General features: G+C 33.8%; 13 protein-coding genes. 5 read left to right on the forward strand and 8 right to left on the reverse strand.

The genetic code is table 11. From position 1 onward, the window contains the following. Positions 1–93: 93 nt before the first annotated feature. Complete coding sequence (gene gldC, locus B0A66_RS00720) at positions 94–432, reverse strand: gliding motility protein GldC (RefSeq protein WP_089047932.1); 339 nt, start codon at positions 430–432, stop codon at positions 94–96. Then, complete coding sequence (gene gldB, locus B0A66_RS00725; RefSeq protein WP_089047933.1) at positions 432–1,391, reverse strand: gliding motility lipoprotein GldB; 960 nt, start codon at positions 1,389–1,391, stop codon at positions 432–434. The genes gldC and gldB overlap by 1 nt, the downstream gene beginning before the upstream one ends. Before the next feature lie 99 nt (positions 1,392–1,490). On the opposite strand from gldB, the gene nadE reads away from it, so the two are divergent. Then, positions 1,491–2,297, forward strand: a complete 807-nt coding sequence (nadE, locus tag B0A66_RS00730) for an NAD(+) synthase (RefSeq protein ID WP_089047934.1) — start codon at positions 1,491–1,493, stop codon at positions 2,295–2,297. A 94-nt stretch (positions 2,298–2,391) separates the two neighbouring features. Continuing rightward, positions 2,392–3,021: a response regulator transcription factor gene (locus B0A66_RS00735; RefSeq protein ID WP_089047935.1), complete on the forward strand. Its 630-nt coding sequence runs from the start codon at positions 2,392–2,394 to the stop codon at positions 3,019–3,021. On the opposite strand, the gene dnaG is transcribed toward B0A66_RS00735, so the two are convergent. From dnaG to rlmN, 6 genes are all read right to left on the reverse strand, one after another. Beyond that, the gene (gene dnaG / locus B0A66_RS00740; protein WP_089047936.1) at positions 3,018–5,078 is read right to left on the reverse strand and encodes a DNA primase; all 2,061 of its coding nucleotides are present in this window, start codon (positions 5,076–5,078) and stop codon (positions 3,018–3,020) included. The genes B0A66_RS00735 and dnaG overlap by 4 nt on opposite strands. Positions 5,079–5,205: 127 nt before the next feature. Next, positions 5,206–6,240, reverse strand: coding sequence for a hypothetical protein (locus B0A66_RS00745; RefSeq protein ID WP_089047937.1), 1,035 nt, complete (start codon positions 6,238–6,240; stop codon positions 5,206–5,208). A gap of 166 nt (positions 6,241–6,406) precedes the next feature. After that, positions 6,407–7,150 (reverse strand): hypothetical protein, encoded by a 744-nt coding sequence (locus tag B0A66_RS00750; protein ID WP_089047938.1) that lies wholly within the window; start codon positions 7,148–7,150, stop codon positions 6,407–6,409. Beyond that, the gene (locus tag B0A66_RS00755; RefSeq protein ID WP_089047939.1) at positions 7,137–7,697 is read right to left on the reverse strand and encodes an RNA polymerase sigma factor; all 561 of its coding nucleotides are present in this window, start codon (positions 7,695–7,697) and stop codon (positions 7,137–7,139) included. The genes B0A66_RS00750 and B0A66_RS00755 overlap by 14 nt, the downstream gene beginning before the upstream one ends. Before the next feature lie 175 nt (positions 7,698–7,872). Next, positions 7,873–8,850 carry a polyprenyl synthetase family protein gene (locus tag B0A66_RS00760; RefSeq protein WP_089047940.1) on the reverse strand — a complete coding sequence of 326 codons (978 nt, stop codon included), beginning with the start codon at positions 8,848–8,850 and terminating at the stop codon, positions 7,873–7,875. Positions 8,851–9,126: 276 nt separating this feature from the next. Next, positions 9,127–10,170 carry a 23S rRNA (adenine(2503)-C(2))-methyltransferase RlmN gene (rlmN, locus tag B0A66_RS00765; protein WP_089047941.1) on the reverse strand — a complete coding sequence of 348 codons (1,044 nt, stop codon included), beginning with the start codon at positions 10,168–10,170 and terminating at the stop codon, positions 9,127–9,129. A 477-nt stretch (positions 10,171–10,647) separates the two neighbouring features. Here rlmN and B0A66_RS00770 point away from each other — a divergent pair, with 477 nt between their 5' ends. From B0A66_RS00770 to B0A66_RS00780, 3 genes are all read left to right on the forward strand, one after another. Then, a complete protein-coding gene (locus B0A66_RS00770; RefSeq protein WP_089047942.1) occupies positions 10,648–11,238 on the forward strand; it encodes a YceI family protein in 591 nt (196 codons plus the stop codon). Between the two features lie 430 nt (positions 11,239–11,668). Further along, positions 11,669–12,253: a YceI family protein gene (locus tag B0A66_RS00775; protein WP_244283370.1), complete on the forward strand. Its 585-nt coding sequence runs from the start codon at positions 11,669–11,671 to the stop codon at positions 12,251–12,253. Between the two features lie 8 nt (positions 12,254–12,261). Next, positions 12,262–13,653 (forward strand): hypothetical protein, encoded by a 1,392-nt coding sequence (locus B0A66_RS00780; RefSeq protein ID WP_089047944.1) that lies wholly within the window; start codon positions 12,262–12,264, stop codon positions 13,651–13,653. Positions 13,654–13,680 lie beyond the last annotated feature (27 nt).

Consider the following 13,680-nt stretch of genomic DNA (forward strand, 5'->3'; position numbering starts at 1 on the left):
GGTTGATGGTTGATGGTTGATGGTTCTAAAATATACAAAAAGCCCCAAATTTTATTCTAAAATTTGGGGCTTTTTGATTTTATAGCTTACTGCTTATGATTTTGTCAAATCTAGTTTTTCTGCAAAATAATCACAGAAATCTTTCATTGTGTCTGCCATTTTCTCATCGTCTGTAGCACGCTTGAATGTATCTGACATCGCTACTAAAGTCTGGTGAAAGAAAATCTTCATTTCATCTACCGGCATATCTTTGGTCCATAAATCAATTCTCATGGTTTCTTTGGCTTTGCTATCCCAAATAGACAACATAATAGCTTTTGCTTCTTCGGCTTCTACTCCGCCATCTTTTGCTGTCCATGATAATTTTTCCGGAACACGGTTTTGATCTAATTCTATATTGAATCTAATTTCTGAGTTTACTGTATCTGACATTACTTCTTAGGTTTATATTTTGATTTTTCAAAAATTTCTTTTGCATTTGTTTTTAATAATTCCGGCAAAGTTACACTATTATTATTCTTCATATAAGAGCGAACCATTTGCCATCCGATCCACGCTCCAACTCTTCCGGGTGAATCATTATCTATTTCTAAATAAAATTTCGAAAAAGGAGCCGGTGCGATAAAGCGTGTGTTTAGTTTAGGATCTTCGCTGTAAAGCATTTCACTTTCTATAAAAAAGCGCCACATATAACTTTCATTTTCCTGACACCATTTTATTTGTTCTGGTGTGTATCCCATTTTTTCAGCATCTGAGTAATCCGGTAAAAGCAAATCTTTTGCATACAATTGCTTTCCTTCAAAAATCATTTGAGAAAGTAAATTTTTATCAGGAAAAGCGGGTATATTTCGGTAAGAGAAACTAGACACTACATCCGGCATAATTTGTCTTTCTTCAAAATTCTCTTTCATATAGTTCGGAAACTCATAAAACTTATGTTCTTTTCCTAAGTACAATTCCAATGCTACTATCACAAGGCTATCAGCATAAATAGCCTTAGCAGTATAATCCATTTCTCCAATTACGGTTATTACCTTTGGCGTTTTAGTTTCAGGAAAATAATATTTTACGTGTTTAAACAGATTATTAAACTCTTCTCTGACTGGTTCAAAATCCGAGTATTTTTTCTCGACTTCTGTGTAAACCTCTTTCCAAAGCGGATCCTGCATTTTTTTAAGCCAGACATTATCATCATTTCCCGCTGGAAAAAAGAAAGGATATTGTTTTTTTACTTTGGCCAAATCCTGCGGTTTAGTTTCAAAAAACACCTTGTCAAAACGTTCTACCTTAATATCAACCGGAATTTCTTCAATGGCTTTTTCTGCCTTACTTTTTTGATCACATGATAAAAAAAACAAGCACAGAACCACTACAAAGCGATATATTTTCATTTTATTTTAATTAGATTTGTGTTGCTTAACTTAAGTAAACATATACTTAAAAAATATTTGTGCAAATATACGTCCCTGCATCTTAAAACTTAAACTATTATGGCTAAAAAAAGTTCTATTCAAGTAGAAAAAGTAAATACTTACATTGTAGAGTGGTTAAAAAATTACGCTAACAATGCAAAAGTAAATGGTTTTGTAATTGGAATTTCCGGTGGAGTTGATTCTGCTGTAACTTCAACCTTATGTGCTCAAACCGGACTTAAGGTATTATGTGTAGAAATGCCAATACACCAGGCTCCAAACCAGGTTTCAAGAGGTAGAGAACATATTGAGCAACTAAAAAAACGTTTTCCGAATGTTACTAATATAGAAACTGATTTAACGGCAACATTTGAAGCCTTTAAAAGTGCCGTACCTCAATCAGACGATTTAGCAAAAGTAAATTTGTCTTTGGCAAATACAAGAGCTCGCGTAAGAATGACCTCTCTATATTACTTAGCAGGAATTTACGGGTTATTAGTTGCGGGAACTGGAAACAAAGTTGAAGATTTTGGTGTAGGTTTTTATACAAAATATGGCGATGGTGGAGTCGATTTAAGTCCAATTGCAGACCTTATGAAGTCTGATGTGTACGCTTTGGGACAATTTTTAGCCATTCCGGAGTCAATTTTGACCGCTGCACCAACCGATGGATTATTTGGCGATAATCGCACAGATGAAGACCAATTAGGAGCAAGTTACGACGAACTCGAATGGGCGATGGAAGCTGTGGAGTCAGGAAACACGGGAGCTGAGTACATTGGGAGAGAAAAATCTGTCTTTGAAATTTATAAACATTTAAACACCAGCAACAAGCATAAAATGGATCCAATTCCGGTCTGTTTAATACCCAAAACGTTAAAATAATACATTTTAACATTTATCTGCGATTAATTACAGAATTTATTTATTAATTTTACAGCTCCAAAAAACATGATAATAATTCTAAAAAAGTAAAATTATGATTAAAGTATGTCTAGCAGACAATCATCCTGTGACTCACTTTGGCGTAAAGTCTTATTTTAAAGACCACGATCAAATTTCAATTGTTGCCAACGTAGGTAACTTTTCAATGGTAAGAGATATTCTTCAAACGAAGGAGATCGACATCTTAATTCTAGATCTAGAATTAGAAGGTCTTTCGAGCATTTTTGAAGTAAAGTCGATCTTGAAAAATTTCCCAAAAACAAAGATTGTAATTTTTAGTGACTTGGCTGAACAAATGTATGCTCCAAATGCGATTAAGGCGGGAGTATCCGGGTATGTACACAAAACAGAAAAACTTGAAACTTTAGGTCATTCTATTGTTAAAGTACACGAAGGAAAAATTATTATCAATGAAACGGTTCGCAAAAACATGGCTTTGATTGCGAAACAAAGCAAAAGCGAACGCTTGTACAGAAAACTGTCAAACCGTGAAATCGAGGTTTTACGTTATTTAAGTGACGGTAAGAAAAACAATGAAATCTCAAAGATTTTGAACTTGAACGAAAAAACGATCAGTACTTACAAATTGAGATTGTTAACTAAATTAAATGTTACTAATTTAGTTGACTTAGTTAATAAGGCTAAAACCTTAGAGATCATTTAATGGTATCTGGACATTACTCGTCCTAGTTTTTTCGAAAACGAATTAACAAGTTTTGAGTAATCTACAACCATTGACAAAAGCTCCGTATTATCTGAATTATCAGGTTTTATGGAGCTTTTTAATTCTTCGATAATTTTATCTACCAAATACCAGCGCATAGACATGATGGTTTCATTAACGTATTGCGCAATTGTTTCGTGTTTCCCTTTCGAAAAAATATTTTGCCCTTCCCAATTGTGAAGCGTCAATCTTTCATCTTCCATCAAAATATCGGTTACTTCCTGAGCAAAGTCAGGCTGTAAGCGCATTAAATATTGCTCCAGACTGAATTTTTCATGTTGAAGATAAAAAGCAGTTAAATCCTGAAAAATTTCACGAAACAAATTATTAGAAAGTTCCACCTCGTCTTCCTGCAAACTCAAATAGATGCGCTGAAAAACTTTGTACTGTCTGTTTTCTGTAACCATTTCGATTTCACCTTCTTCATTATTCTTTAAGTGAACATCTTCAAACTCTTCTGTCTGATCTCCGTAAAGCAATAATATTTCAATTACTTTTCGCTCTAAACGATACAGAATATCAACTTTCTCCGTAGGTTGTGCCGAATATCCCGGCTCTCCCGGATAATCATCTGGTGGTCCCGTTCTTGGATCTTCCGGGTCTCCTCCTGAATATCCTGCATTTTTAGGATTCTGATTTCTGAAAACTTCAAAAGGCTTTTGATCCTGCTTTAGCTTTTTATTTGCTTCTGCAATATCTTTTTGAATCAGCTGAGCCAAAGTACTTGTAAGCACCTGCTCTGAAATATCCATGATTCTGGCGCATTCCTGAATATATACCTCACGCTGAATACGATCCGGAATTTTCGAAATACTATTGACCATATCTCTAATAAGATCGGCTTTTTTGATAGGATCGTTATTTGCATCTTTCATTAAAAGAGATGCTTTAAACTGTATAAAATCTTTACTGTTTGTTTCTAAATAAGCTACTAGCTCATCATGAGAATTTTTACGGGCAAAACTGTCCGGATCTTCTCCGTCAGGAAAAGCACAAACTCTAACGTTCATACCTTCCTCCAAAATCAAATCGATTCCTCGAACAGAAGCACGTAATCCTGCAGCATCTCCATCAAAAAGAACAGTTATGTTTCTGGTCAGACGATTTACCAACCTAATCTGATCTGGCGTTAAAGCGGTTCCTGATGACGCTACAACATTTTCTATTCCGGCTTGATTAAACTGAATAACATCGGTATAACCTTCTACCAAATAGCAATTGTTTTGTTTTGCAATAGCTTGTTTCGCCTGAAAGATTCCATAAAGCACTTTACTTTTATGGTAAATATCACTTTCCGGCGAGTTTAAATACTTTGCTGCTTTTTTATCATTGGTTAAAATACGTCCTCCAAAGCCTAAAACTCGTCCGGACATACTTTGAATAGGAAACATCACACGTCCTTTGAATCGGTCAAAAGGACGATCTTCTCTCGCAATGGTTAATCCTGTACTTTCTAAAAACTCTAACTTATATCCTTTTCCTAACGCTTCTTTGGTAAGCGCATCCCAGGTTTCCGGAGAATACCCTAAATCAAACTTTTTAATGGTTTCATTGGTAAACCCTCTTTCTTTGAAATACGAAAGTCCAATCGCTTTTCCTTCTTCTGAATTGAGTAAAACATCATGAAAATACTTTGCCGCAAATTCTGAAACTAAATACATACTTTCACGAACATCTGTCATCGCTTTTTCAGCATCAGATTGTTCTGTTTCTTCAATTTCTATATTGTACTTTCTCGCCAGATAACGAATGGCTTCCGGATAGGTAAACTGCGAATGTTCCATTAAGAATTTAACAGAGTTCCCTCCTTTTCCGGTACTAAAATCTTTCCATATTCCTTTTGCAGGCGAAACCATAAACGACGGAGAGCGCTCATCTGAAAACGGACTCAATCCTTTGAAATTACTTCCGGCACGTTTTAGATTAACAAAATCACCAATAACCTCCTCTACACGAGCAGTTTCAAAAACAGTATCAATTGTATTTTGTGAAATCAAAACGTAAAATATTTTTAGAGTTTAGAGCCTGTAAAAGTACACAAATCCTGCATTAAACAAGGTAATTTCAAATAAAAAAAGCACTTCTTTCGAAGTGCTTTTTCTACTAACTAATCGCAATCTTGTTTTAATTCAAATCAAAACGTAATCCTAATGAAATATTATTTTCTTTTACTTCATTATCTTTAAATAAGGGGTTCAAATCATATTTTAAATACAAACTTACATCCCTGTAACCTACGTAAGAACTTAATCCATAAATAAAATTATTTACATTATAATCTCCTTTTATGATCGTTTTGTATTTTAAATCTTCTTCTTCAAATTTTAAAATTTGTTTCGATTTCACGTTAACTCCGGCATAACCACCAATTCCAAAACGAAAACTTTTATGTGTTTTGAAATATTTTTTCCCATCTGTTTCTTTTGCTTTTGTAAAATCAAATTCTAAATGCGCCGGCACAACAAGATATACGTTTCTAAAACGAGACTCCGTTAAATGCACTGGATTTACCTCTAAATTGGTCTGATTTCCGCTTACCACAAAACTGCGATTATCTGTTGGCCTGATATTATTGTACATTACCGAAAGCCCGTATTTGGCGTGTAGTAAATTATCATTTTTGAATAGCCTTGTATTATAGGTCAGACCCCATTCGTAAAAATGCGAACCTTTAAAACGATAATTAGAATCCTGAAGTTCTCCGTCCTGCATCATGTTATTTAAACCCATCGCAAATACAAATTGTGAAGTGGTTCGTTTTTCGCCATGAATACGCGTTGAGTCTCTCTCCCATTTTCTTGGATTAAAACGAAGAATGTATACACGAGACGAATCTTCTTTTATTTTTCCGTCTACTTTTTGTTGTACCAATTCGTTCAATTCATTTTGCGCCAGCGTTACTTTTTCTTCTATGCGTAGTGCTCTGGCTTCTGCCAATTCTATTTTGCGTTTTTCTGCTTGTTCGTGCGAAATCTTCCCTTCCGATAACTGGACATTTACTACTTCTACTTCTTCCTTTAAAGCTTCTTTTTCTTCTTTGGTAATCTGCTCTATTTTATTGGCAATCTTCTTTGCTTTCGATTCAAAGGTTTCCTGTCCCAATACTTTGCTAACAAATAAGAAAATGAGAATAACGAGATAAACTGTAAAATTTTTCATGATTGATTTTTTTTTGATTGTTGATTGATGATTTTAATTGTGAATTGTAAGTTGTGAACGGTGAACTGTGAATAGTAAATTGTAGATTATAGATTGTGGATTGTGGATTGTGGATTATAAAATGTAATTCATAATTCATAATTCATAATTCATAATTCATAACTCTTTATTCTTCTTGATTTCGATTCGTTATAGCCACTTTTACTGATTGATAATTCTTGTTGACTTTAGCAATCATTTTTTCTCTAAACGAAAGTTCTAATTCGCCATCGACTTGATTAAGCAGATCATTGGCATTAATTTTTACTTTTGATTTTGGTTTCACTACATTATCAGCTAAATTATTTTTTTCAGCCTTTACCAATAATTGATCTGTGCTTTCTTTTGCAGCGGTTTCTGTAACTGCACTTTGGTTTTTGATTGATTGTATTTCCTGATTTTGATTGATGATTGAAGACTCCGTTATTTGATTTGACGCAATGTGTATGGTTTTATTTGACTTCGTACTTCTATTAATGCCTTCTTGATTTGTCGACTTTACCGAAACTTGTTCTGAAACTGCAATAACTTTTTTATCTGAATCTTTTTGGAGAACAATAGTTTTTATAACAGAATCTTTTTGTGTTCCCTCTTCGATTACTACATTCTTATCATTCTGAACTTCGATAGTGTTCAAAACTTCCGATGAATTTTTACTTTGATTAAAGAAGATAGTACCCAACAATAGAAAACCCGCTATACTTGCCGCGACATACATCCATTTTCTTTTGTTTTTAGCTTTTTTTGCAGGCTTATTTTCTTCAGCAATACTCAGCATCGCATCCAATCGATCCCAGGCTTTGTCACTTGGTTCGATCTTGCGTTGGTTTAGCTTTTCACGGAAATCCTTTTCAAAATTATTCGGTTCCATTATCTTGTTTTTTTAATGTATTAATTTGTGTCTGCAGCATTTTTCTGGCGTGCGACAATTGAGATTTAGATGTTCCTTCATTAATTCCTAACATCTTTGCAATTTCATTATGCTTGTATCCTTCGATAGCGTATAAATTAAAAACCATTTTGTAGCCATCCGGCAAAGCATCTATTAAAAACTGAATCTGATCTATGGAGAACTGACTGTCAATAGCGTTAAAACTTTCTTCTATATAAATTTCGTCTTCAACAAATTTTACTTTTTTCTGAACTCTTAAATACGAAATACATTCATTAACCATAATTCTACGAATCCAGCCTTCGAAACTGCCTTTATGCTCAAATTTGTTTAAACTGGTAAAGACTTTCATGAACGCTGTGATCATTACATCTTCTGCTAATTGAATGTCTTTTATGTATTGTCGGCAAACACTCAGCATCTTCGAAGAAAAACGGCTATAAATCTGCTGCTGCGCTTGTCGATTATTTTCGACAGCCAACTTTATGATTTCGGTTTCTTCTTGATGTAAATAAATAATTTTCATTAATAAGCGTACAGATTTTGTTTTACTAACAGACTTCTATTAGCATAGACGATTAAAGTTGTAAAAGGGTTGCATGAGGTATGAAAAATTAAAATTAAAAAATTAAAAAACAACATAACACACTAACTGTAAAACAATTAGCATGATATTTAATTCTTAATTTATTTTAAAAACTTTATTTTTTTCTTTCGATAACGTAGTTCACCATTAAGGTAAGTGCTGCTTTAAACTCTGAATCAGGGTAATTTTCTAATAAGGCAAGTGCTTCTTGTTGAAATTGCACCATTTTATTTTCGGCGTAAGCCAAACCATTATTATTTTTTACAAAAGCAATTACTTCTTTAACGCGTTTCTTGTCTTTGTTGTGGTTTTTGATGGAGTTTATCAACCACTTTTTTTCCTGAGTTGTACAGGTATTCAGAACATGAATTAACGGCAAGGTCATTTTCTGTTCTTTGATATCGATTCCGGTTGGTTTACCAATAGCTTCTTCGCTGTAATCGAATAAATCGTCTTTGATCTGGAAAGCCATTCCGATAAGTTCACCGAACTTACGCATGTTTTCGACTTCTGCCTCATCCTCAATTACTGATTTCGCACCCAAAGCACAACATGCCGCAATAAGTGTAGCTGTCTTTTTTCGGATGATTTCGTAATAAACGTCTTCTGTAATATCGAGTCTTCTGGCTTTTTCAATCTGAAGTAATTCGCCTTCGCTCATTTCGCGAACGGCAACTGAAATGATTTTAAGTAAATCAAAATCGCCATTGTCTATAGATAGCAACAATCCTTTTGATAATAAATAGTCTCCAACCAAAACGGCAATTTTGTTCTTCCAAAGCGCATTTATAGAGAAGAATCCGCGGCGGCGATTACTATCATCGACTACATCATCATGAACTAAAGTTGCGGTATGAATAAGCTCAATTACAGAAGAGCCACGATACGTTCTTTCGTTTACTATGCCTCCCGAAACCATTTTTGCTGTAAGAAATACAAACATCGGACGCATTTGCTTTCCTTTTCGGTTTACGATAAAATAGGTAATACGGTTCAGTAACGCAACCTTTGAAGTCATCGATTCATGGAACTTTGTTTCAAAAAGTTCCATCTCGTCAAAGATGGGCTGTTTTATTTGGGAAGTAATATTCATTTCGATTCCAAATATACTATTTTTAATAAAAAAACGTTCTTTATTTTATATTAGTATATGAATATTTTATGTTTTTATTGAAAAGTAAAACAAAAATACTAAAATGCAGTCTTTAATCTAAATTCAATTAAAAATATTGTGAAGAATAATTAAAGATGATGGTTTAGCAGAAAAACATTTTAAAACACACCACCCTTTTTGCCCAAAAAAAGCATTAAAAACAAGTTGTTACTTGTCTTTAATGCTTTTTTATTTATTTGAAATCTTTATTTTGACTTATCCTTCTTTATTGGCTAATTGTCCGCAGGCGGCATCGATATCTTTTCCGCGGCTGCGTCGCACTTTTACTACTACGCCAATATTTTCTAATGCTTTTATGTAAGCTAAAATTGATTCTTCTGAAGCTTGCTGAAACTCTCCGTCATCAATTGGATTGTATTCAATTAAATTTACTTTGCAGGGTACATACTTGCAAAACTTGACCAATGCATCAATCGAAGCTTTATCATCATTAATACCTTTCCACACTACATATTCGTACGAGATTTTACTTTTCGTTTTTCTGTACCAATATTCTAATGCTTCTCTTAAATCTGCTAAAGGGAAATTTTTACTAAAAGGCATAATGCGGGCACGGGTTTCGTCGATAGCGGAATGCAACGAAACTGCTAATTTGAATTTCACATCATCATCAGCCATTTTTTTGATCATCTTCGGAATTCCCGAAGTCGATAACATAATACGTTTAGGAGACATTCCTAAACCTTCTGCCGAAGTGACCATATCGATTGCTTTGATGACATTATTGTAATTCATCAAAGGCTCTCCCATTCCCATAAAAACAATATTCGAAAGCGGATGATTATGATACAGACGGCTTTCTTTATCAATTGCCATAATTTGATCGTAAATTTCGCCGGGCTCCAGATTTCGCATACGCTTTAATCGGGAAGTTGCACAAAAATTACAATCTAAACTACAGCCAACCTGACTCGAAACACAAGCAGTAGTTCTGGTATCTGTTGGAATTAAAACAGATTCGACTACCAAACCGTCATGCAGGCGTACAGCATTTTTTACTGTTCCGTCGCTGCTTCGCTGCATGGTGTCTACCTTAATATGATTGATTACAAAATTATCTTCGAGCATCGAACGTGTTGCTTTTGCAACATTTGTCATATCCTCAAAACTATGCGCTCCTTTACTCCATAACCATTCATAAACTTGATTACCACGAAATGCTTTATCATTGTTTTTGACAAAAAAATCTCGAAGTTCGTCTTTTGATAAGGCTCTTATGTCTTTTTTTTCCATTTGCATGGTGCAAAGTTAATCACTTTTGTCATTTTTTTTTTGATTTTTTACTCCATTGTTAATTAAGTCCAAAAATTATAAAAATAATTTCATTTTTATTTCAAACGTTATATTAGAGCTGAAGCCCTGTGATTGCTCATTTCGCAATTTCAGCATGTGGATTTTGCTAAAATCACAAAATTTGATGCTGTTTTTGAGAAATCAGCAATCATAATAAATTCTACAAAACATACAAATAACTGATTATCAATGAATTAACATTAAAAAAGAATAATTAAAACCATAAATCATCTGTTTAAATGCTTTTACCCTTATTATTATAACTATTTAATAAAACTTTAACCATGATTTTTATCATCTTATAAGATAGGTATGGGTGGTAAATTTGTACTATAAAAATAAAGGAAAGGATTTAATACTCTCACTAACGGTAATCAAATCACAAACTTTCTTTATTTGACCTACTAACTAAACACTATCAAAATGAGAACAATTAAATCAATTTTAGCAGCAGCGCTTTTATTAACAATAACATTACAAGCAAACGCGCAAAGAAAATATAACGTATCTGAATCTAGTTTTGAAATTGCAGGAACTTCTAATATTCATGATTGGACAATGAAATCTACAGCAGCAAATGGTACAGCAAATTTACGTATTGTTGATTCTAAGCTGGCTGGAATAAATAGCTTAAACATTATACTAGTAGCAGAAAGCTTAAAAAGTGGCAAATCAAGTATGGATCATGTGGCCTATGAAACTTTAGACACAAAAACCAATAACACGATCAGCTATTTTTTAAAAAATGCAGAAAAAGTGAATGAAACTACATGGGCGCTAACCGGAATATATACAATTGCAGGCGTTAGTAGAGAATACAAGACTCAGGTAAAAATCGGCATTAACAATGACATGTTTACCTTACAAGGAGCTAACCACATCACTTTTACTGATTTTGAAATGGCACCTCCAACAGCAGCCCTGGGAGCTGTAAAAGCTGGAAAAGACGTAACAGTGATTTTTAACATCACTTTTGATCCAGCCGGTGCAAAGAATTTTTTATCAAGTAATTAATTTAAAAATGGTTTCGATGTAAGCCATACTCAGACCGAATCTTTATTATAACTACAATAATGCCCTATTATCACACGAGTGATTTATAGACAATGGTTCTATGCCTTTTAAATACCACAATTAAGGTATAAAAAACTACAATCAATCGTTTTCGCTGGGTATTTGGAGTATAAAACTGACTATTAATTTGTTAATGTAATAAAAATCTATATCTTAGTTCTATAAATAAACTAATTCCTATTTAAAATATAGTGAGCAAGTATTTAGTAGGTTTATTAAGATTTTAGGTTCTTATTCGATAAAATTGCTAAAAAATAACGAGGTAATTGTTTCGATGTCAGATCAAAAAACATTAAATCAGTTTATTAAAATACCCAATAGTTATTAAGCCCAAGTCCCAAATTATTGTTTAACCAAAAAAATTTCCAAAATGAACATTACAAAATTTAAATTATTAGCCTTTATTGCTTTTTTCGGAATTGCTACAATGGTAACCGCACAAAAAAGCTATAAATTAGACAAAACATCTACTTTTTCAGTTGCAGGTACTTCAACGCTACACGATTGGGAAATGACATCTCCATCAGGAACAGAGAAAACAACCGCAGCTACAGGAACAGCCAATCTTACTATTGCAGATTCTAAACTTACAGCAATCGAAGCACTATCAATAAGCCTCCCGGTAGAAAACGTTAAAAGTCATAAAAAAAGTATGGATAAAGTAGCTTATACTACTTTGAAAACAGACAAACACCCATCTCTTAAATATGTACTTAAATCAGCTCATAAAGTAAATGAAACTACTTGGGAACTTACTGGTACTTACACTATCGCCGGAACAAACAAAGTTCTTAAAACAACTGTAAAAACAACTGTAACAAAAGACGGTCTTAACTTACAGGGATCTAACAAAATCACTTTTACTGAATTTGGAATGAAATCTCCAACAGCAATGTTAGGTACTATTAAAACAGGTGAAGACTTAACGGTAAAATTTAATATAAACTTCAATTAAGAAGCGTCATGAAAAATATATATATCCTTATAGCAGCATTAGTTAGTACGTTTGCTGCAAATGCACAAATTAGTTTTGGACACATTCAGAATCAAATTCCAAGAAGTCAAAAAGGAATCAATCAATTCGATGTAAAAAAAGATTCTGTAGAATTTAAAGGAGTAAGTGTAGATATGGGAGCGGCTTTCGCTTTACAATTTCAAGCTGTAAACTCATTCAACGATCAAAAAAACCTTGCAACAGCACCAGGTTACAGATTAAATAATTTAGAGAATAACTTTAATTTACCAAATGCCAACTTTACAATAGGCGCACAATTATTTGACGGTGTTCGTGTAAACTTAGATGTTTACCTGGCTTCAAGACACCATAACGAAACTTGGGTAAAAGGCGGGTATTTGCAAATTGACAAGTTAGACTTCATCAAAAAAGATTTCCTTGCCGAATTTATGCAATACACTACGATTAAAATTGGTCAAATGGAGAACAACTATGGTGATGCACACTTTAGAAGATCTGACAACGGAAATGCTTTTGCTAATCCTTTCGTAGGAAACAATATTATGGATGCCTTTATTACTGAAATGGGTGCGGAAGTGTACTATAACAGAGATGGATTTGTTAGTATGCTTGGGGTTACCAACTCTAAACTAAATCAAAGTGTTGCTGAAATCGTTCCTTCACCAACTACACCAGCGGCACCTGATCAAAATACAACAGTGAGTCCGTCAATATTAGCAAAATTGGGTTATGACAAACAAATTAATGATGATTTGAGAATTAGATTAACAGGATCATTATATCATACTGCAAATTCTAGTGGAAATTTATATTCTTCTGACAGAGCCGGAAGCCGTTTTTACGGTGTGATGACGCACGATGCTTACAACGTTATTGATCCGGTTACCGGAACTACAACAACTGCCGTAGCAAACAATTTTGACGCAGCTGCCAATAAAGATACCGGAAGATTTAATCCCGGATACGGAAACTGGGCTACATCATACATGATCAATCCATTCGTAAAATACAAAGGTCTTGAGTTTTTTGGAACTATCGAATTAACTTCTGGAGGTGACCGCAAAGGAACTGATGATACTCGTAAAGTAAATCAGTATGTTGGAGATATCGTGTATCGTTTTGGAGAAGGTGAAAGATTTTATGTAGGTGGAAAATACAATTTAGTTGATGGAAAACTTTCAAATGCAAGTGCTCAGAATATCCAAATAAACAGATTCGAAGCAGCAGCAGGTTGGTTTATGACTAAAAATGTTCTGGCAAAACTAGAATATGTAGATCAAACTTATAAAAACTTCTCTCAATTCAACGGAGCTACACCAAACGATTTTTACGGTGGTAACTTCAAAGGTCTAATGTTCGAAGCAGTAATCTCATTCTAACAGACATGTTAAGTAGATTTCAAATAT

This window comes from Flavobacterium hercynium (assembly GCF_002217285.1).
GTDB lineage: Bacteria > Bacteroidota > Bacteroidia > Flavobacteriales > Flavobacteriaceae > Flavobacterium > Flavobacterium hercynium.